The sequence below is a fragment of the Mycobacterium sp. IS-2888 genome, assembly GCF_001954215.1.
Lineage (GTDB): Bacteria > Actinomycetota > Actinomycetes > Mycobacteriales > Mycobacteriaceae > Mycobacterium.
The window spans coordinates 81,071-99,756 of the sequence record NZ_MBET01000052.1; the positions used below are offsets into that span (position 1 = coordinate 81,071).

17 protein-coding genes and 1 pseudogene are annotated in these 18,686 nt (G+C 68.7%); 5 read left to right on the forward strand and 13 right to left on the reverse strand.

Annotated elements, in window-relative coordinates; genetic code table 11:
- Positions 1-17 precede the first annotated feature (17 nt).
- The 3 genes from meaB to mutA are packed head-to-tail and all read right to left on the reverse strand — an operon-like array spanning position 18 to position 5,194.
- Positions 18-1,019, reverse strand: coding sequence for a methylmalonyl Co-A mutase-associated GTPase MeaB (gene meaB, locus A5745_RS08530; protein WP_076062858.1), 1,002 nt, complete (start codon positions 1,017-1,019; stop codon positions 18-20).
- A complete protein-coding gene (gene scpA / locus A5745_RS08535; RefSeq protein ID WP_076115738.1) occupies positions 1,020-3,290 on the reverse strand; it encodes a methylmalonyl-CoA mutase in 2,271 nt (756 codons plus the stop codon).
- 5 nt (positions 3,291-3,295) lie between these two features.
- A complete protein-coding gene (mutA, locus tag A5745_RS08540) occupies positions 3,296-5,194 on the reverse strand; it encodes a methylmalonyl-CoA mutase small subunit (protein WP_076115768.1) in 1,899 nt (632 codons plus the stop codon).
- A 192-nt stretch (positions 5,195-5,386) separates the two neighbouring features.
- On the opposite strand from mutA, the gene A5745_RS08545 reads away from it, so the two are divergent.
- From A5745_RS08545 to A5745_RS08555, 3 genes are all read left to right on the forward strand, one after another.
- Positions 5,387-6,157 (forward strand): TVP38/TMEM64 family protein, encoded by a 771-nt coding sequence (locus tag A5745_RS08545; protein WP_076115739.1) that lies wholly within the window; start codon positions 5,387-5,389, stop codon positions 6,155-6,157.
- 156 nt (positions 6,158-6,313) lie between these two features.
- Positions 6,314-7,096: a trypsin-like serine protease gene (locus A5745_RS08550; RefSeq protein WP_371336879.1), complete on the forward strand. Its 783-nt coding sequence runs from the start codon at positions 6,314-6,316 to the stop codon at positions 7,094-7,096.
- Positions 7,093-7,365: a hypothetical protein gene (locus tag A5745_RS08555; RefSeq protein ID WP_076115740.1), complete on the forward strand. Its 273-nt coding sequence runs from the start codon at positions 7,093-7,095 to the stop codon at positions 7,363-7,365. Before A5745_RS08550 ends, A5745_RS08555 begins: the two co-directional genes overlap by 4 nt.
- A 5-nt stretch (positions 7,366-7,370) precedes the next feature.
- On the opposite strand, the gene A5745_RS08560 is transcribed toward A5745_RS08555, so the two are convergent.
- Positions 7,371-8,768: an MFS transporter gene (locus tag A5745_RS08560; protein WP_076115741.1), complete on the reverse strand. Its 1,398-nt coding sequence runs from the start codon at positions 8,766-8,768 to the stop codon at positions 7,371-7,373.
- A gap of 66 nt (positions 8,769-8,834) precedes the next feature.
- Here A5745_RS08560 and A5745_RS08565 point away from each other — a divergent pair, with 66 nt between their 5' ends.
- A complete protein-coding gene (locus tag A5745_RS08565) occupies positions 8,835-9,320 on the forward strand; it encodes a nitroreductase family deazaflavin-dependent oxidoreductase (protein ID WP_076062870.1) in 486 nt (161 codons plus the stop codon).
- Positions 9,321-9,355: 35 nt separating this feature from the next.
- On the opposite strand, the gene A5745_RS08570 is transcribed toward A5745_RS08565, so the two are convergent.
- Positions 9,356-10,504 (reverse strand): SPFH domain-containing protein, encoded by a 1,149-nt coding sequence (locus A5745_RS08570; protein WP_139329508.1) that lies wholly within the window; start codon positions 10,502-10,504, stop codon positions 9,356-9,358.
- A 49-nt stretch (positions 10,505-10,553) separates the two neighbouring features.
- Positions 10,554-10,988 carry an NfeD family protein gene (locus A5745_RS08575; RefSeq protein ID WP_076062873.1) on the reverse strand — a complete coding sequence of 145 codons (435 nt, stop codon included), beginning with the start codon at positions 10,986-10,988 and terminating at the stop codon, positions 10,554-10,556.
- A gap of 57 nt (positions 10,989-11,045) precedes the next feature.
- On the opposite strand from A5745_RS08575, the gene A5745_RS08580 reads away from it, so the two are divergent.
- Entirely contained in the window at positions 11,046-11,951 is a 906-nt protein-coding gene (locus tag A5745_RS08580; protein WP_076062875.1) for a hypothetical protein, read from the forward strand.
- On the opposite strand, the pseudogene A5745_RS08585 reads toward A5745_RS08580, so the two are convergent.
- The 7 genes and pseudogenes from A5745_RS08585 to ripB form a co-directional block, all read right to left on the reverse strand.
- Positions 11,917-12,970 (reverse strand): annotated as a pseudogene (locus tag A5745_RS08585) (ferrochelatase). The gene A5745_RS08580 and the pseudogene A5745_RS08585 overlap by 35 nt on opposite strands.
- Before the next feature lie 6 nt (positions 12,971-12,976).
- On the reverse strand, positions 12,977-13,786 hold the full coding sequence (gene inhA, locus A5745_RS08590; RefSeq protein ID WP_076062879.1) for an NADH-dependent enoyl-ACP reductase InhA: 810 nt from the start codon (positions 13,784-13,786) through the stop codon (positions 12,977-12,979).
- 22 nt (positions 13,787-13,808) lie between these two features.
- Positions 13,809-14,576: a beta-ketoacyl-ACP reductase gene (gene fabG, locus A5745_RS08595; RefSeq protein WP_076062881.1), complete on the reverse strand. Its 768-nt coding sequence runs from the start codon at positions 14,574-14,576 to the stop codon at positions 13,809-13,811.
- A gap of 142 nt (positions 14,577-14,718) precedes the next feature.
- Positions 14,719-15,726: a VWA domain-containing protein gene (locus A5745_RS08600; RefSeq protein WP_076062882.1), complete on the reverse strand. Its 1,008-nt coding sequence runs from the start codon at positions 15,724-15,726 to the stop codon at positions 14,719-14,721.
- Positions 15,723-16,679, reverse strand: a complete 957-nt coding sequence (locus A5745_RS08605) for a DUF58 domain-containing protein (protein ID WP_076115742.1) — start codon at positions 16,677-16,679, stop codon at positions 15,723-15,725. The genes A5745_RS08600 and A5745_RS08605 overlap by 4 nt, the downstream gene beginning before the upstream one ends.
- Positions 16,676-17,809: a MoxR family ATPase gene (locus A5745_RS08610; RefSeq protein WP_076062885.1), complete on the reverse strand. Its 1,134-nt coding sequence runs from the start codon at positions 17,807-17,809 to the stop codon at positions 16,676-16,678. Before A5745_RS08610 ends, A5745_RS08605 begins: the two co-directional genes overlap by 4 nt.
- A 121-nt stretch (positions 17,810-17,930) precedes the next feature.
- Entirely contained in the window at positions 17,931-18,677 is a 747-nt protein-coding gene (gene ripB / locus A5745_RS08615; protein WP_076062888.1) for an NlpC/P60 family peptidoglycan endopeptidase RipB, read from the reverse strand.
- Between the last annotated feature and the right edge of the window lie 9 nt (positions 18,678-18,686).

Below are 18,686 nucleotides of genomic sequence, written 5' to 3' on the forward strand. Positions count from 1 at the left end.
ACTTAGTTGCCTTTCCGTTAGCCGGACGCGACGTCAAGAATGCGTTGGGCGGCCATGGCCGGCGTCAACTCCCCCGCCTTGACCTGACGCTCGACCTCGGCGCGGACCTTGCGCACCGCGGGGTTGGACAGCACCCGGTCGAGCACCGTGTCGCGGACCATCTGCCAGGTCCAGTCGACTTGCTGGTCTCGGCGACGGGCTTCGAACTCACCGGCGTCGGCGAGCACCTGGCGATGACGCTCGACCGTGTCCCACATTTCCGTCAGGCCCGCGCCCTGCATCGCGCTCATGGTGAGAACCGGTGGACGCCACAGCGTTTCACGCGGATAGATGAGTCTGATGGCCGCGGCCAGCTCCCGGGCGGCGAGGCGCGCGTCGGCCAGGTGCTCGCCGTCGGCCTTGTTCACCACCACGAGGTCGGCCAGCTCGAGTACGCCCTTCTTGATGCCCTGCAGTTGATCGCCGGCGCGCGCCAGGGTCAGCAAGACAAACGTGTCGACCATGTTCGCGACCGCCACCTCAGACTGCCCAACGCCGACGGTTTCAATCAGGATCACGTCGAATCCGGCGGCTTCCAGCAGCACGACGGTCTCCCGGGTGGCCTTTGCCACCCCGCCCAGCGTGCCCGAGGTCGGCGACGGCCGGATGTAGGCGTCGGCGTGCTGAGCCAGCCGCGCCATCCGGGTCTTATCGCCCAGGATCGATCCCCCGGTGCGGGTCGACGAGGGGTCCACCGCCAGCACCGCCACCCGATGGCCCTGGTCGATCAGATGCATGCCCAGCGACTCGATGGTGGTGGACTTGCCCACCCCCGGTACCCCGGTGATGCCGACCCGGTGGGCGTTCCCGGAGTGCGGCAACAACGTCAGCAACAGTTGCTGCGCCTGGTCGCGGTGATCGGGACGGGTGGATTCCAGCAGGGTGATGGCCCGAGGCAACGCGGCGCGATCGCCACTACGGACGGCGGCCGCCAACCCCTCGACGGTGTCGTCGGCGTTGTTGTCCGGGTCGGGTGCCATCTAGGTGAGCGTGTACCCCAACCGCTCGGCGAGCTTGTTCAGCAAGCCGATCGCCGCCTCGGAGATCACCGTTCCCGGCGGGAAGATGGCGGCGGCTCCGGCGGCGTACAGCTCGTCGAAGTCACCCGGCGGAATGACGCCACCGACCACGATCATGATGTCGGGCCGGCCCACCTCGGCCAGCGCGTCGCGCAGCGCCGGCACCAACGTCGAATGGCCGGCGGCCAGGGACGACACCCCGATCACATGCACGTCGTTGTCGGCGGCCTGGCGGGCCACCTCTTCGGGGGTGGAGAACAGCGATCCGACGTCCACGTCGAACCCGATGTCAGCGAACGCCGTCGCGATCACCTTCTGGCCGCGGTCGTGGCCGTCCTGTCCCATCTTGGCCACCAGGATTCGGGGCCGGCGGCCGTCGGCCTCGGCGAACTTCTCGACGAGCTCGGTCGCCTTGGAAAGCGGGGTGATGCTGTCACCTCCTCCGGCTCCGCCGGCCTCGTCGCGGTAGACCCCGGCGATCGTACGGATCTCCGCCTGGTGGCGCCCGTAGACGCGCTCCAGCGCGTCGGAGATCTCGCCCACGGTGGCCTTGGCCCGGGCCGCGTCGATGGCCAGTGCCAGCAGATTATTGCCCAGGCCGTCGTCACCGGCGCGACCGTGGGCCGCGGCGGCGCGGGACAGCTCGGCCAAGGCAGCCTCGACCTCCTGCGCATCCCGGCTCGCCCGTAGGTCTTTCAGCTTGGCCAGCTGCTCGGCCCGAACCCGGCTGTTCTCGACCTTGAGGACCTCGATGTCCTGGTCCTCGTCGACCTGGTACTTGTTGACCCCGACCACCGGCTGAATGCCCGAGTCGATGCGGGCCTGGGTGCGCGCGGCGGCCTCCTCGATACGCAACTTGGGGATGCCGTCGCTGATCGCCTGGGCCATGCCGCCGTGCTCGGCCACCTCGGCGATGTGCGCGCGGGCCCGCTGCGCGAGCTGATGGGTCAGCCACTCCACGTAATAGGAGCCCCCCCACGGGTCGATCGGCCGTGTGGTGCCCGACTCCTGCTGCAACACCAGCTGGGTGTTGCGGGCGACGCGGGCCGAGAAGTCGGTGGGCAGCGCCAGGGCCTCGTCCAGGGCGTTGGTGTGCAGCGACTGGGTGTGGCCCTGGGTGGCGGCCATCGCCTCGATGCAGGTGCGGGCGACGTTGTTGAAGGCGTCCTGGGCGGTCAACGACCAGCCCGAGGTCTGCGAATGTGTGCGCAGCGACAGCGATTTCGGGTCGTTCGCGCCGAATCCGGCGACCAGCTCGCTCCACAGCAGCCGACCGGCGCGCAGCTTGGCGACCTCCATGAAGAAGTTCATCCCGATGCCCCAGAAGAAGGACAGCCGGGGGGCGAACTTGTCGATGTCGAGCCCGGCGTCCAGGCCCGCCTTGATGTAGTCCACGCCGTCGGCCAGGGTGTAGGCCAGCTCCAAATCCGCTGTGGCTCCGGCTTCTTGGATGTGATAGCCGGAGATCGAGATCGAGTTGAACTTCGGCATCTTGGCGCTGGTGTAGGCGAAGATGTCGGAGATGATGCGCATCGACGGCTTCGGCGGATAGATGTAGGTGTTGCGCACCATGAACTCTTTGAGGATGTCGTTCTGGATGGTGCCGGCCAGTTTCTCCGGCGGCACCCCCTGCTCCTCGGCGGCCACCACGTACAGCGCCAGGATCGGCAGCACCGCACCGTTCATCGTCATCGACACCGATACCGTCGACAGGTCGATGCCGTCGAACAGCTGCCGCATGTCGAGGATGGAATCGATTGCCACCCCGGCCATTCCGACGTCACCCTGGACGCGGGGGTGGTCGGAGTCGTAACCCCGGTGGGTGGCCAGGTCGAAGGCCACCGAGAGCCCCTTCTGGCCGGCGGCGAGGTTGCGGCGGTAGAACGCGTTGGAATCCGCGGCGGTGGAGAATCCGGCGTACTGGCGGATCGTCCAGGGCTGGTTCACGTACATCGTCGGATACGGGCCCCGCACGAAGGGTGGCTCGCCCGGGAAACTGTTCAGGGGGTAGCCCTCGGCGGCCGCCGCGGCCCGGTCGGCGGCGATGTAGACCGGTTTGACCTCAATGCCTTCCGGCGTATGCCAGTCCAGCTGGTCGGGTGTGCACCCCTGCGCCGACGCGGTCGCGGCGACGTGGGATTCCACCGCGTCCTCAGTGGGCGGCCGCACATCGCGGTCGCCGTGCAGCGGGATGTCGGAGAAGCTGCCGATCGCAGCGGTGCTCGTGGTCATTGCGGCTAGGCTCCCAATCGGGTGAGCAGATTCGAAAGGGCTTCGACCGCATCGATTTTCGCGGTCAGGAACTCATCGGGCCGGCGCCCGCTGTCGTCGAGGTCCGCCACTGCTTTCTCGGGTCCCGCGAGGTAAACCCGTGACACGCCGGCGTTTCGGGCCGCCTCGACGACCCCGGCCGCCTCTTCGCCGTAACGCTTGTCGGTGCCGCAGAGCACCGCCACGCTGGGCGACCCGGCGTCGGCAGCGGCGGCGGCGACACCGGCGGCGTCGACCGTGCCCGGGTTGACGGCCTCGATGCCACCCGAGGCCAACAGGTTTGACGCAAACGTGGCCCGGACGTTGTGCTCGGCCAGGGGCCCCAGCGGCAGCAACAACGCCCGCGGCCGCGCCCCGGTGCGGGCAAGATAGCTGTCCGAGCGGTCGCGCAGCGCCTCAAAAGCGGCGGCGTAGCGCTGAACGTTGCCGGCGGCGCGCAACGCGACCGACGAATCGCCTTGCGGCTCACCTTGTTTCAGAGGCGGTTCCGCGAGGTTGGGGAATTCGTTGACCCCGGTGATCGCGGTGCGGCGGTGCGCGATGTCGTCGGCGCGTCGCGCGGCGATCTCGGCGATCTGGTCGGCGACATAGCCGCGGGCCTTCATGTCTGGGCCGAATCCGCCGCGTGCCTCGATGGCCTGGAAGTGCTCCCAGGCCTGCCCGGCCAACTGCTCGGTGAGGTCTTCGACGAACCACGAGCCGCCGGCCGGGTCGAGCACCCGCCCGACGTGTGACTCCTCCAGGAGCAGCAGCTGGGTGTTGCGTGCGATCCGGCGCGAAAAGCTCGCCGCCGTACCGGGAAAGCCTCCCGGGATCGCCACGTCGAACGGGAAGACCAGCACCGTGTCGGCGCCGCCGACCCCCGCTCCGAAGGCGGCCAGCGTGCAGCGCAGCATGTTCACCCACGGGTCACGCTGCGTCATCATCGGCAGCGACGTCTCCGCGTGCACCACCGTCGCGCCGCCGTCGGGACTGCCGACGACCTCGGCGACCCGCGCCCACAGCTGGCGGAAGGCCCGCATCTTGGCGAGCGTCATGAACTGGTCGTCGTCGGCGGCCAGCCGGAAGCTGATCTGCCCCAGCGCCTCCTCGACCGGCATGCTGGATTCGGTGAGCACCCGAAGGTAGGCCACGCCTGCCGCGACGCTGCCGGCAAGCTCCCACGTCGCGTTGGCGCCGAGATTGTGGAACGCCGGCCCGTCGACGGTGATCGCGCGCACCCCCGGCTCGCGGGCCGCTCGCGAGGCGACGGCGACGACCTCCGCGATCGCGGGCGCGCGACGGTCACTCAGCTCCGCGGTCAGCGGGTCGGCCCCCAGGTCGATCGACAGGGTGGCCCGGTTCTCGGGTTCCAGGGCGGCGATCATGGCCAGGACGACGTCGCTGGCCGTCGAGAGGTCGGCCCCTGCGTCGAGAATCACCGGGGCCAGGTTCAGGTACACGCCCGCGAGCACGCCCTCGAGCTGGTTCGCCGCCACGCCCGACTCCCCCACCCGGATCAGCAGCGCGCTGACGCCGTCGTTGAGCGCGGCCAGCACCGCCGCGTTCGCCTCGCGGGCGGCGGTTCCGGCGGCGGGAAAGACCTCGGCGACCTTCCAGCCGGACGTGACGTCACGCAAGGCTTCCGCGCCACGCACGTAGGGCCACTCACCCGGCAGCGGCGGCTCGGGCAACTCGTCGAACGCGGTGTAGAGGGGCCGAATGGCAAACCCGTCGTAGGTCGCGGCATCCAGCAGGTGCTCGGGCTGGTCCCCCAACTCGGTCGGGTCGCGCCGGGTGCTCTTGGACAGCACACCGGCAACCGCGCCGCGCCAGCGCCCGCGAACCTGTTCCAGCTCCGCGAGCTCGGGTACATCAATGGACACCGACTGCTCCTGTTTTCGCAGCAATTGGCAACATTGCTTCGGTTTGCCTGAAGAAACGCCACTTACTAATGAGGCTAATTGATTGCCCCCGCCGCGAAAAAACGGTGCGGCGCGGCGATCCGGGCTTGCCGGGGGCGAAACGCCAGCCACGGGAAACGAGTTATTCACCTCGGCCCCGTAACCTTAGGACGCGTGACGGCCCCCGCCACCGGCAAAATCACCGATACGCTGCGAGATCTCGGCTGCGCGATCGGCGCCACCGCCCGCCAGCTCTCCCGGCCGCGTGTGGTGGCGACAGTGGTCGGTATCACAGCGCTGGCCGCCGCGGCAACCTGGCTTCCGCTGCCGTCGCCGGTGCAGATGCGTGATTGGGCGGAATCGGTGGGCCCGTGGTTCCCGTTGGCGTTCCTGCTCGCGCACATCGTGGCCACCGTCGTGCCGGTCCCCCGGACGGCCTTCACCCTGGCGGCCGGGCTGCTGTTCGGCCCGGTGCTGGGGGTGCTGATCGCGGTGGTCGCCAGCACCTGCAGCGCGGTGATCGCGCTGTATCTGGTGCGCGCGGCCGGCTGGCGGCTGAACCGCCTCGTGCGCCACCGTTCGATCGACACGGTGGACGAACGGCTGCGGCAGCGGGGCTGGCTGGCCGTCCTGTCGTTGCGGTTGATTCCGGCCGTGCCGTTTTCGGCAATCAACTACGCCGCAGGCGCGTCCGCCGTGCGGGCGCTGCCCTACACGCTGGCGACGCTGGGCGGCCTGCTGCCCGGTACCACCGCCGTGGTGATCCTCGGCGACGCGCTCGCCGGGCACCCGAGCTCGTTGCTGTACCTGGTTTCGGTATGCACGGGCGCTTTGGGGCTGACCGGGCTGGTCATCGAGATACGTCACTTTCGCCAACACCACCGCCGCGCTGCGCGGCGCGCACCGCACGACGAGCCCGCCGCCGAGCCGGCCGCGGTCAGCTGACCGGCCGGCGCTATTGAACGTGCCGCCCGTTGCCTGAAAGATCTACTGGATGGTGAGGGTTTGCGCGCGCGAGCTCGCGAGCCGGGGGGCCGTGGTGTCGTGACGGTCGCAGCCCTGCCCGTCCTACTCAACCGGATCAAGCCGCGGCGCCCCAGAATGCATACCTCGCTGCTGACGCTGGCCATCCTGTTCAGCTCCGCCGCGCTGGTGGCGGCCGTGTGCCTGCTGCCCAGGACCGACGACCCAGGACAAGCGCCCCCGTCGCCGGCCCTATCACCCATCGCCTTGCCCGCGGCCAGTGCGATCGGCCCCGGTGTGGGCATCTACGTCGAGTACGCCGACGGTTCGGGCGGAATGGGTTGCACCGCAGGGTTTTTGGTGCGCACCGGAGCAGGTCAGACCGGCGTTCTCACCGCCGGTCACTGCAACAGGCCCGGCCAACCCAGCAAGGTGGTGTTGAATCTCGCGGGCATCCTCCCCTACACGACGTTTGGCGTGTTCGCGCGGACGGTCAGCGAGGGAGTTCGCAGCGAAGAACACGACATCGGGCTGATCATGCTCGACGGCGACGTCGTGCCGCAGGCCTCGGCCATCGCCGGTTCGCTGCCCGTATCCGGCGTCGCGCGCGAACTGCAATTCGGCCAGCAGGTGTGCAAGTTCGGCATGAGCACCGCCGAAGCCATCTGTGGACAGGTCCTGGATGTCACCGACAGCAAGGTCACGTTTGCGGCGCCCGGCCAATGCGGCGATTCGGGCGGCCCCGTCTATCTCATGCAAAGCGACGGCACCGCCACCGCGGTGGGCATCGACATCCGCGGTTTCAATCCCGCCAAACCCGACGCCGGGTGCTCGGCCCCGGCCAAATTTTCCGTCGCCGAGCTGGTCCAGCCCTGGCTGGACAAGTGGAACCTCACCGCGGTGACAAAAGGAGCGAGATGACCGCCGAGAACTCGAATAACCCCCCGCCACGGCGGTTTTCCTCCGCGGCGGTAATCGGCGCCGGGCTGGTCGGATTGGTGATCGGTGCGATCGCCGACTTTGCGGTGACCGGCTTGGTCTGGACGGTCCGGGTGCAGCTGCCTCCGCCGCCCTATCCGCCGCCGCTGTCGTCGAGCGGGCCCGGTTGCGTGTATCCGGCTCCCTCGGTGTCGAGCACCGCGCCGGCGGTGGTCCCCGCGCCGCCCGTGCCGCCGCTCCCGCACGCGTAACGCCGCTATTCCGGCCGCGGCGATCCGACGAGGTCGCGAAACTCGTCGGGATCGACCGAGGGCCCGGAGCCCAGCAGCGGCTTGCCGGCCACCTCCGGGGTGAAGATCAGGGTGACGGCGCCGACGAGACCCGCGAACATGAGCATGTACGCGGGCATCATCGGGTTTCCGGTCCCCGTGACGAGCGTCTGGGCGAGCAGCGGGGTGGTGCCGCCGAAGGCAGACACCGCGATGTTGAATCCGATCGAAACCGCGCCGTAGCGCACATGGGTGGGAAACAACGCGGGCAGGATCGCCGGCTCGAGGCTGCTCAGGAACAGCATGGGCAGGCCGACGAGTGCGACGCCGGTGAACTTCGCCGGATAGTCCCCGCCGAACCGCATCAGCGTGAAGGCCGGCAACGAGACCGCGATGAGCAGGCCACATCCCGTCCACATCAGCGGTTTGACACCGATGCGGTCCGACAGCATCGCGACGAGCAGCACGCCGATCGTCAGGACGGCCAGCACCACCAGGACCATCACTAGGGCCGCGGTATCCCCGACGCCGGCGGTCTTCTTGAGGTAGGTCGGCACGTACCCGCTGACCATGTAGCTGGTGTCGGTGACCGCGAGCTCCACGCCAAGGCAGATCAGCAGCCCTTTCCACTGCCGCACGACGGTCAGCACGAATTGGGTGCGAACGGAGATGGGCAACGCGACCTTGTGCACCTTCTCGTATCCGGGCGACTCGTCGATCCGCGAGCGCAGGTATACCGCGATCAGGCCGAGCGGTGCCGCCAGGAGAAACGGTATGCGCCAGCCCCAGGCCAGCATGTCGGCGCTCGGCAGCGCGGTCTGCAGCCCGGTGACCAGCGTGGCGCCCACGACGAAGCCGGCGAGCGTGCCCACCGGCAGGAATCCGGCCAGCATCCCCCGTTTGTGATCCGGGGCGTGTTCGGCGATGAACGTCATGGCGCCCGCGTACTCCCCGCCCGACGACAGCCCCTGACCGATGCGAATAACCGTGAGCAGGATGGGTGCCCAGACCCCGATCGTGTGGAATCCGGGCAGTACACCGGTGGCGGCCCCGCACACGGCCATCAGCGAGATCGTCATCACCAGGACCGGCTTGCGCCCGATGCGATCGCCGAGCGGGCCGAAGATGAACCCGCCGAGGGGCCGAACGACGAATCCCGCCGTCATCGTCCCGAAGGTGGCGATCAAGTTGCCCGCGCCGGAGCTTTCCCCGGGATAGAACGTCTCGGCGAGGAGCGTGGCAACCAGGCTGAAGAGGGTGAAGTCGTACGCCTCCATGAAGTTGCCGATCGCCGTGCCCTGGATCGACCGATGCGTCGCGCGCCTATCGGCGACGCGAACGTCGTTCCGCGTCCAGGTCGGGCGGCGACCCGCTTTCCGGTTCATCGAGGGTGTCCATACCCGAAACTCGCGGCGCCTACGCCGTCGGCCCGGCGCTGGAAGGATGGAAACATGCCCGAAACGCACTCCCTATCCCTGTTCGCCCGCACCGGCGCCCGGCTGCTGCGATCGCGGCGGCTCGTGCGCGCGCCGGTCTGGATGTATCGGGCCCGCGCGGGCGGGTTGTTCGGCTCGCGCATCCTGATGCTCGAACACATCGGCCGCAAGTCCGGCGCGCCGCGCTACGCCGTGTTGGAGGTGGTCGATCACCCGTCCGCCGACGTCTACGTCGTCGCCTCCGGATTCGGCCGAAAAGCGCAGTGGTTCAGCAACATTCAGGCCAACCCGCGGGTCCGGGTATACGTCGGCAGCCATGCGCCGCGGCGCGCCACCGCGCGGGTCCTCGACCAAGCCGAGACCGACCGGGTGCTGGCCGCCTACCGCGGCAGGCATCCGCGTTCGTGGGAGCGATTCCGGCCCGTGCTCGAAGACACGCTCGGGGAACGGATCACCGACACCGACACGCCGCTGCCGATGGTCGAGTTGCGTCTGGATTAGGCCTTCGGCGAAGCCAAAGCGCCCGTCCGGCAATCCTATTGAGTCAACTCCGGCGGTGCCGTGCCCGGTTGGCCGTCCACCGGCTGGCGGGCTATCGCCTCGGCCTTGGCGACCGCCTGAGCGATCGCCGGGTCGGTGTCGGTCGAGAACCAGTCGGCGACGTCGGCGTCGTCGTCGGACGCATGCTTGGGCGTGTCGTCGACCGGCGACGGCTCGAACCGGAACACCCCGTCCTGACCCGGCGTGCCCAGCAGCCTGGTGAACCCCTGCAACGCCGCGCTGAAATCGCTGGGCACCACCCACACTTTGTTGGCCTCACCGCGCGCCATCTCCGGCAGCGTCTGCAGGTACTGATAGGCCAGCATCTCCGGGGTCGGCCTGCCGGCCTTGATCGCGGCGAACGTCTTCTCGATGGCCTTGGCCTGCCCCTGCGCCTGCAGGTACGCCGCGGCGCGCTCGCCCTGGGCGCGCAACATCCGGGACTGCCGTTCGGCCTCGGCGGCCAGAATCGCGGCCTGCTTGGCGCCCTCGGCCGCCAGGATCTGGGCCTGCTTGGCGCCCTCCGCTTCCTTGATCGACGACTCGCGCATGCCCTCGGCGGTCAGGATCATCGCCCGCTTCTCCCGGTCGGCCTTCATCTGCTTTTCCATCGAGGCCTGAATCGACGGCGGCGGGTCGATGCTGCGCAGTTCGACCCGGGCTACCCGCAGGCCCCAGCGGCCGGTCGCCTCGTCGAGTACGCCGCGCAGCTGGGCGTTGATCTGGTCACGGGAGGTCAGCGTCTGCTCCAGGGTCATGCCACCGACGACGTTGCGCAGCGTGGTCGTGGTGAGCTGTTCGACGCCGACGATGTAGTTGCTGATCTCGTAGACCGCCGCCTGCGGAACGGTGACCTGGAAGTAGACCACGGTGTCGATGTTCAACGTCAGGTTGTCCTCGGTGATCACCGGCTGCGGCGGGAACGACACCACCCGCTCGCGCAGGTCCACGCGCGCCCGGACGCGGTCGATGAACGGCACCAGCAACGTCAGCTGTCCGCTGACGGTGCGGCTGTACCGACCCAGCCGTTCGATCACCGCGGCTTCGGCCTGCGGTATCAACGCCACCGACTTGGCCACCACGATGATCGCGAAGATCACCAGGACGGCCAGCAACACCAAACCAGCTACCGCACCACCTTGCACCGGAGTTCCTTTCTCTCGCAGCGTTTCTCGCAGCGTCTATGTCGACTTGCTACACGTTCCGGAAAACCACAGCCGTAGCGCCGTCGATGTGCGTGACGGTCACCGACTCGCCCGGTTCGTACACATCGCCGTCGTTGAGCGGGCGAGCCGTCCAAACCTGGCCGTCAAGTTTCACCCGGCCCGCATCGCGGGCAATCCGATCGAGCACCAGCGCACTCTTGCCCTCCAGCGCCTTGATGCCCGTCGGCAGGGTCTCCGGGGGTGTCAGCCGCCGCCGCAGCGCCGGCCGCACCAGCGCCAGCAGCAGCACGGACACGATCAAGAACACGGCCCCGTCGACCCAGAGCGGCGCATCCGTCAGCCAGCTGGTTCCCGACGCGGCCAGCGCACCGCCGCCGAGCATCAGCAAGAACATATGGCCGCTGAGCGCCTCCGCGCCGGCCAGCACCAGCGCGAATATTAGCCAGATCACAGCGACCGCCATGCGGCCAGAATACGCGTGATCGGCCTTTGCCGGGCCAAACAACTACACTGCGAGATCATGTGGTGTCCGAGTGTTTCCCTGTCCGTGTGGGCCAACGCCTGGCTCGCGGGCAGGGCCGCGCCCGACGACGTTTTGGACGCGTTATCCCTATGGGCACCAAAGCAATCGGTTACCGCGTATGATGCCGTGGCCGCGGGCCACACCGGGCTGCCCTGGCCCGAGGTCCACGACGCCGGAACGGTCTCGTTGTTGCAGACGCTGCGCGCCGCGGTCGGCCGGCCGACAACGTCGGCGGCTGCCCCGCGCGGGTTGCGCGGAACGATCAACCTGGTTTTGCCGGTGCCCGGCGACGTGCGCGGGCTGGCCGCGGGCACGCAGTTCGAGCACGACGCCCTGACCGCGCGCGAGGCGGTGATCATCAGCAACCCCGACGACGCCGCCACGGCCGTGGGCCTGGTGCCCGAGTTCCGCTACGGCGATGCCGAGGACGACCCCGTCGACAGTGAGCCGGCCCTCCCCGAACTGTCCGCACTGTCCTGGACGGTGTACTCGCTGCCCGGCGCACCCGTATTCGACCACCACGAGCTGGGCGACGCCGAATACGGATTACGGTCGGCCGTGCGGTCGGCCGCCGATGCGCTGGGCACCATCGGCCTGGGATCCGCCGCGGCCGACGTCGACGATCCGCGCGGGCTTGTCGAGCAGCTCCTGGAATCCACCCGCCAACACCGGATTCCGGACCATGCGCCGTCACGCGCGTTGCGAGTACTGGAGAACGCCGCGCACGTCGACGCGATCATCGCCGTCAGTGCCGGGCTCAGCCGGTCGCCCGGGGCCGCCGGGCCGCAGTCGTCGTCCGAGGCCCGGATCGCAAGCGATGCGCTGCGGCCGCTGACCACGGTGGTGCGTTCCGCGCGGATTGCTGCGGTTACCGCGATCCTGCACTCGGCCTGGGACGACTAACCGTATTCGGCCGCAACGCAATGCGGCGGACGGCACGGCTCGCCGTTCACGCTGGCGAGGCACCCGGGCACCGGATCGGCCCCACTCACCCGGGCCGGCGCACGGTCGAACCGCAGTTCGTCGATCAAACCCGCGGCCAGCCGGGCGAATCGCCGATCGGCGTTCGGTGTCGTGGCGCGGGCGAACGCCATCCCCGTCGCCTCGGCTTGTGATCGCAACTCCCGGTCGAGATCCCACACCACCTCGATGTGATCGGAGACGAACCCGATCGGGCAGACGACGACGGCCCCGGCACCCGCGGTGGCCAGCATCGTGAGATGGTCGGCGACATCGGGTTCCAGCCACGGCACCTCGGGCGGGCCCGATCGGGACTGCCACGCCAGGTCGTACTCGCTGTATCCGGCGGCCGCCGCGACCAGCCTTGCGGCGTAAGCGACTTGGCGGCTGTAGAGCTGCGGGCCGCAGCGCTGGTCGGCGGCCACCGGGACCGAATGTGCGGTGAACACCAGCCGCGCGTCGTCGCGTAGCCCGGCGGGCAGGGTGTCGGCGGCGGCCGCGATGGCGTCGGCGAACATCTCGACGAAAAGGGGATGGTCGAAGTACGGCCGCAGCTTCACCAACTCGGGCGCCTCCGGGCCGGTGACCCGCCGCGCCCGCGCAATGTCCTCCACATACTGCGTGCAACTGGAGTAACCGCTCCACGCCGACGTCGTGAACACCGCCGCACGACGAATACCGTTGTCCCGCATCGTTGCAACGGACTCTTCGACATAGGGTTCCCAATTGCGGTTGCCGAAATAGACCGGCAGGTCCTGTTCGGCCTGAAGCTGCGCGATCAGCGCCCGGTTGATGCCGTTGATCGGCGATACCCCACCGAAATGCAGGTAATGCTCTGCGACGTCGTCCAGCCGCTCGGGCGGCACATTCCGGCCCCGGGTGACATTCTCCAGGAATGGCCGGACCTGCTCCGGCCCCTCCGGTCCGCCGAACGACAGCAGCAGGACCGCGTCGAATTCCATTGCCGTCTAGAGCAATTGGGTGCTGGCGCCGCCGTCGGCGTAGATGACGGTTCCGGTGGTCGCCGGCAGCCAATCGGACAGCAGCGCGCAGACCGTCTTGGCGACGGGCGTCGGATCCTTCATGTTCCAGCCGATCGGGGCGCGCTGGTCCCAGCCCTCTTCCAGCAGCTGCATCTGGGCGCCGGCCTCCTCGCCCAGCGCTCCGCCCACGATCGCGCTCATCGCGAGCGTCCGGATCGGGCCCGCGGCAACGAGATTGGACCGCACACCGAACTTGCCGGCCTCACGCGCCACGAACCTGTTGACCGATTCCAGCGCGCTCTTGGCGACCGTCATCCAGTTATAGGCCGGCATCGCCCGGGTCGGGTCGAAGTCCATACCGACAATGGAGCCGCCGGGGTTCATGATCGGCAGCAGCGCCTTGGCCAGCGACGCGTACGAGTACGCGGAGATGTGGATGCCCTTGGAGACATCCTCGTAGGGTGCGTCGAAGAACGGGTTGATGCCCATGCCGGTCTGCGGCATGAACCCGATCGAATGCACGACACCGTCGAGCTTGTTGCCCTCGCCGATTTCCGCCGTCACCCGTTCGGCCAGGCTGTCCAGGTGCTCCTGGTTCTGCACGTCGAGTTCGATCAGCGGGGCCTTCTCCGGAAGCCGGTCGGCGATGCGCTGGATCAGCCGCAACCGGTCGAATCCGGTCAGCACCAGCTGCGCCCCCGCCTCTTGTGCCGCCTTTGCGATGTGGAACGCGATCGACGAGTCGGTGATGATCCCGGAGACGAGAACCCGTTTGCCTTCGAGCAGTCCTGTCATGTCCGTCCTTATATCCGGGGCCTCAGTGGCCCATGCCCATGCCGCCGTCGACCGGGATGACCGCACCGGCGATGTAGCTCGCGTCCTCGGACGCGAGGAAGCTGACCACCCCGGCCACCTCGGCGGCGGTGCCGACGCGCTTCGCGGGGATGAACTCGAGCGCGCCCGCCTGGATCCGCTCGTCCAGCGCGCGGGTCATCTCGGTGTCGATGTAGCCCGGGGCAACCACATTCGCGGTCACCCCGGCCTTGGACAGCTCCCGGGAGATCGAGCGGGCCATGCCGATCAGCCCGGCCTTGGCGGCCGCGTAGTTGGACTGGTTGCCGATGCCCCAGCTGCCGGACACCGAGCCGATGTAGATGATCCGGCCGAACCGCTTTTTCTGCATGCTGCGCGCCGCGCGCTGGGTCACCCGGAACGCCCCGGTGAGGTTGGTGTTGATGACCTCTTCGAACCGCTCCTCGGTCATCCGGATGAGGAACGCGTCCTTGGAGATGCCGGCGTTGGACACCAGCACCTCGATCGCGCCCTGGTGCTCCTCGACCTCTTTGAAGGCGCGATCGACGGCGTCGTTGTCGGTGACGTCGCACTCGACGCCGAACAGTCCCTCGGGCGCCCCGGATCCGCGGTGCGTGACGGCCACCTTGTGGCCGTCGGCGGCCAGCCGCTGTGCGATGGCAAGACCGATCCCCCGGTTTCCGCCCGTCACCAGGACGGAACGGGATACGAATGCGGGTTTGCCGCCCTCGGCGGCGATCTCGGTGGCCTTCCCAGTGGCTGTGTCAGTCACCCGGCCAACTTAGCGTCTCACCGCGGCACGCCCGAAATCGGCTGGCCGGGCTGCCGAACGTGAAGCTACGGCGAAATCCGGCCCGAATTTTCGCCGTGGCTTCACGCTCGGCGAAATCGAGGCGACACACGGCGCGGCAAAGTCAGGTGGGCAGCCGGCGGTTGATCAGCAGCGCCGCCAGCGCGGCCAATGCCAGCACCAGCGCACCCAGCCGCACCCAGCCCACGCTCGCGTCGCCCTTGATCGTCTCGTAGCCGATCTGCTGCTGCAGCGTCGCGTACACGGACTTCAGTTCCTCCAAGCTGCCCGCGTTGTACCAACTTCCGCCGGATAGCTCGGCGACCTTTTTCATCGTGGAGTCGTCGACGGGCACCGGCTGGCGCTGGTCGTTGATCTCGACGAAGCCGTACGGGGTGCCGAAGGAGATCGTCGAGATCGGCACGCCCTGATCCTTGGCGGTGCGCGCGGCGGTGAAGGCGCCCTTCGGATTGTCCGGGTTGGTCGGCATCGTCTCCTTGCCGTCGGAGAACAGCACGATGCGCGCCGGCGGCGGTTTGTCCCCGCCCCCGATCACCGCGCCGACCGTCGCGATGGCCTGCAGCGCGGTGAAGATGCCCTCTCCCGTGGCGGTGCGGTCGGCGAACTGCAGCTTGTCCAGCCCGATCTTGGTCGCCTCCCGGTTGGTCGTCGGTTGCACCAACACCGTCGCGGTCCCGGCATATTCGATCAGCCCCAGGTTGATCCCCGGCGTCAGCTCGTCGGCGAATTGCTTAGCCGCCTCCTGCGCGGCCGCCATCCGGTTGGGCTGCACGTCGGTGGCCCGCATGGACTGCGACACGTCGATCACCAGCATCACCACCGCGCGGTTGCGCGGGATCCGGACGTCGTTCGTCGGCCCCGCCATCGCGATGGTGAACAGCACCAGCGACGCCACCAGCAGGATCGCCGGCACGTGCCGCCACTTGGCGGGCCGCTTCGGGGCGACGCTTTCCAGCAGCTCCATGTTGGCGAACCGCAGCATGCGGCGCTGCCGCGCCAACTGCATCAGGACATACAGCGCGGCCAGGCCGAAGACCACGAAAAAGAACAGGAAAAACCACGCGTGTTCGAAGCCGGACAACGACATCGGGCCGAACAGCGGCAGCGTCACTGGCGGCCCGCCATCGCCCCGCGCCGGCGGGACTCGACGAAGCGAACGATGTCGGCGATCCAGTCCCGGTCGGTGCGAAGCGTCAAAACCGGTGCGCCGCAACCACGAATCGTGCGAGACACCTCGGTGCGATGCGCCTCGGCCGCCTTGGCGAAGTCGTCGCGCAGCTGGGCGTCGATCGTGAATTCGCGGGTGACCCCGGTTTCGGCGTCCTGCAGCACGACATCACCGACGTCGGGCAGTTCGACATCGCGGGGATCGAGCACCTCGATCGCGAGCACCTCGTGGCGGGCCGCGATCGCCCGCAGCGGGCGCATCCAATTGATCGGGCCGAGGAAGTCGCTGATGATCACCGCCATTCCACGACGGCGTTCCGGCCGGCGCAGCGCGTCGATCGCGGTCGCCAGATCCCCCCGGACCCCGACGGGCGCCTTGGGCGTCGTCGCGATCGTCCGCAACAGCGTCTGCTCGTGCTGGCGTCCCGAGCGGGCCGGCACCCGGGTGATGGTCGCGCCGGTGGCGACGATCGCACCGATCCGGTTGCCGCCGCCGCTGTTGAGGAACGTGATGGCCGCCGCGGCCGCCACCGCCAGGTCGCGTTTTTCGCAGACCGTGGTGCCGAAGTCCAGGCTGGCCGACATGTCGATCACCAACCAGGTCTCCAGTTCGCGGTCGGCGATCATCTGGCGGACGTGCGGGTGCGTGGTGCGGGCCGTGACGGCCCAGTCCATCCGCCGGACGTCGTCGCCGGGCTGGTACTCCCGCGACTCCCCCGGCTCCGACCCCGGTCCCGGAATCAGGCCGAGATGGTCGCCGTGCAGGACACCGTCGAGCTTGCGCTTGACGGTCAGCTCGAGGTTGCGCAGCGCCGCCGCCAGCTTCGGGTCGTCTATCTGCCCGCGCTCGAATGACGGCGGGTGGACGACCGCGCGCGTCGGTTTGGGATCGGTCACCGACCGCTAGCCGCCACGGTCTGCATCACCGGAGGCACCGAATGACCTTGCTGGGGAACGGCATTCACCTGCGGCAGGGCGACGGTCTGCAGGACGCGGTTGATCACGATCTCCGGCGAGATCTCGTCGGCGAGCGCATCGTAGGTCAGCACCAACCGGTGCCGCAGCACGTCGGGAATGACCTCGACGACGTCCTGCGGGATCACGTAGTCGCGGCCGCGCACCAGCGCCAGCGAGCGCGCGCCGGCGATGATGCCCAGCGACGCACGCGGGGACGCCCCGAAAGCGACCCAGGTCTTCACGTCGTTCATCCCCAGCTGCTCGGGGTAACGGGTGGCCATCACGACGCGCACCACATAGTCGACCAGCGCGTGATGGACGAAGACATTAGCCGCGATCTCCTGCAGCCGCACCAGGTCGCCCGTATTCAGAATCTGTTTGGGCTGCGGCGGGCTCACCCCCATCCGGTAGATGATCTCCCGCTCCTCTTCGGCCGACGGGTAGCCGACGTTGATCTTGAACAGGAAGCGGTCCCGCTGGGCCTCGGGCAGCGGGTAGACGCCCTCGTGCTCGATCGGGTTCTGCGTGGCCATCACCAGGAACGGGTTGGGCAGCGGGAAGGTCTTGCCGCCGATCGACACGTGGCGCTCCTGCATGACCTCCAACAGCGCCGACTGCACCTTCGCCGGCGCGCGGTTGATCTCGTCGGCGAGCAGGAAGTTGACCACCACCGGACCGAGCTCGGTGTCGAACTCCTCCTTGCCCTGCCGGTAGATGCGGGTACCGATGATGTCGGTGGGCACCAGGTCGGGCGTGAACTGGATGCGGGCGAACGTCCCGCCGACCACGCGCGCGAACGTCTCCACGGCCAGCGTCTTGGCCACGCCGGGAACACCCTCGAGCAGCACATGCCCCTTGGACAGCAGGCCGACCAGCATTCGCTCCACCAGCTGGTCCTGGCCGACGATGATCCGCTTGACCTCGAAGATGGCGCGTTCGAGCGTGTGTACCTCGGCGGCCAGTCCGTCGGCGCCGCCGCTCGAGGGCGCCTGATGGGCCGGTGAGCCGGATTGCCCGCCCTGGCCCGAGTAACCGCTGGCGCCCGGGGGCGGCCCACCTGCTGATGTCATCAAGAACCCTCCACGTTCAATCGGACACGACTGCCGGGCAGCGACGTGCCCTCGTCCAACTATTCCAGGCCTGCCGGTTCCCGTCGACGCTCGCCCAGCCGATGGCTCGCTGGCCCCGCGATCAGTACTCGATGATCCTAGTCAGGAACGGCGTCATCCCGGGGGTACGAACCGGGCTGACCGTCACTTTGCCGGCGAGGCTGGAAGCCTCGAGCATCTGGCCGTTGCCCAGGTACATGGTGACGTGCTGGCCGCCGCCGGGGCCGTAGAAGATCAGGTCGCCGCGCCTGGCCTCGCTGGGCGGAATGTGGCGCCCGGCGTTGTACTGGTCACCCGAGAACCGTGGGATCAGCACGCCGACCCCGGCGAAGCCGTAACGCATCAGGCCCGAGCAGTCGAAGCCGTTGATGTTGGCGCCGTCGCCCACGCCCTTGCTGGGGCCGTCCAGCGAGCCGCCGCCCCACGAGTAGGGCACGCCCATCTGTGAGCCCATGCGCTTGATCACGTATTCGATGGCCTGCCGGCCGTAGACCCGCGGGATCTTGCCGCCGGGGTTGGTGGGGGGCGCGGCGGACGGAGCGGGATCGCCGCCAAGGTTGATCCCCAGCGTGCCGAGAAATTGCTTGCCCAGATCCAGCGTGGTCTGGGTGGCCTGGGCCGTGGCCGCCAGCGACTGGTTGGCGACGGCGAGCGGATCTCCCGGCGCGCCGGCACTGATGGTGGCGGGCAGGGTGGGGTCCCACTGGCCGGGATCGGCGCTAGCCAAGGGAGCGGGCGCGGCGACAGACAACATCAGCCCGGTCACCACCGCGGGGAGCACCCCCAGCATGGAAGCCAAGTTGATTGCGCGAAAACGCTTATGCCGCATAGCTCCTCG

What these genes read in the sequence shown, in the direction of transcription:
- meaB (WP_076062858.1), bottom strand. Translation starts at nt 1,019, where the DNA reads ATGGCACCCGACCCGGACAACAACGCCGACGACACCGTCGAGGGGTTG.
- scpA (WP_076115738.1), bottom strand. Translation starts at nt 3,290, where the DNA reads ATGACCACGAGCACCGCTGCGATCGGCAGCTTCTCCGACATCCCGCTG.
- A5745_RS08550 (WP_371336879.1), top strand. Translation starts at nt 6,314, where the DNA reads ATGCATACCTCGCTGCTGACGCTGGCCATCCTGTTCAGCTCCGCCGCG.
- A5745_RS08555 (WP_076115740.1), top strand. Translation starts at nt 7,093, where the DNA reads ATGACCGCCGAGAACTCGAATAACCCCCCGCCACGGCGGTTTTCCTCC.
- A5745_RS08560 (WP_076115741.1), bottom strand. Translation starts at nt 8,768, where the DNA reads ATGAACCGGAAAGCGGGTCGCCGCCCGACCTGGACGCGGAACGACGTT.
- A5745_RS08565 (WP_076062870.1), top strand. Translation starts at nt 8,835, where the DNA reads ATGCCCGAAACGCACTCCCTATCCCTGTTCGCCCGCACCGGCGCCCGG.
- A5745_RS08575 (WP_076062873.1), bottom strand. Translation starts at nt 10,988, where the DNA reads ATGGCGGTCGCTGTGATCTGGCTAATATTCGCGCTGGTGCTGGCCGGC.
- A5745_RS08580 (WP_076062875.1), top strand. Translation starts at nt 11,046, where the DNA reads ATGTGGTGTCCGAGTGTTTCCCTGTCCGTGTGGGCCAACGCCTGGCTC.
- inhA (WP_076062879.1), bottom strand. Translation starts at nt 13,786, where the DNA reads ATGACAGGACTGCTCGAAGGCAAACGGGTTCTCGTCTCCGGGATCATC.
- A5745_RS08610 (WP_076062885.1), bottom strand. Translation starts at nt 17,809, where the DNA reads ATGACATCAGCAGGTGGGCCGCCCCCGGGCGCCAGCGGTTACTCGGGC.
- ripB (WP_076062888.1), bottom strand. Translation starts at nt 18,677, where the DNA reads ATGCGGCATAAGCGTTTTCGCGCAATCAACTTGGCTTCCATGCTGGGG.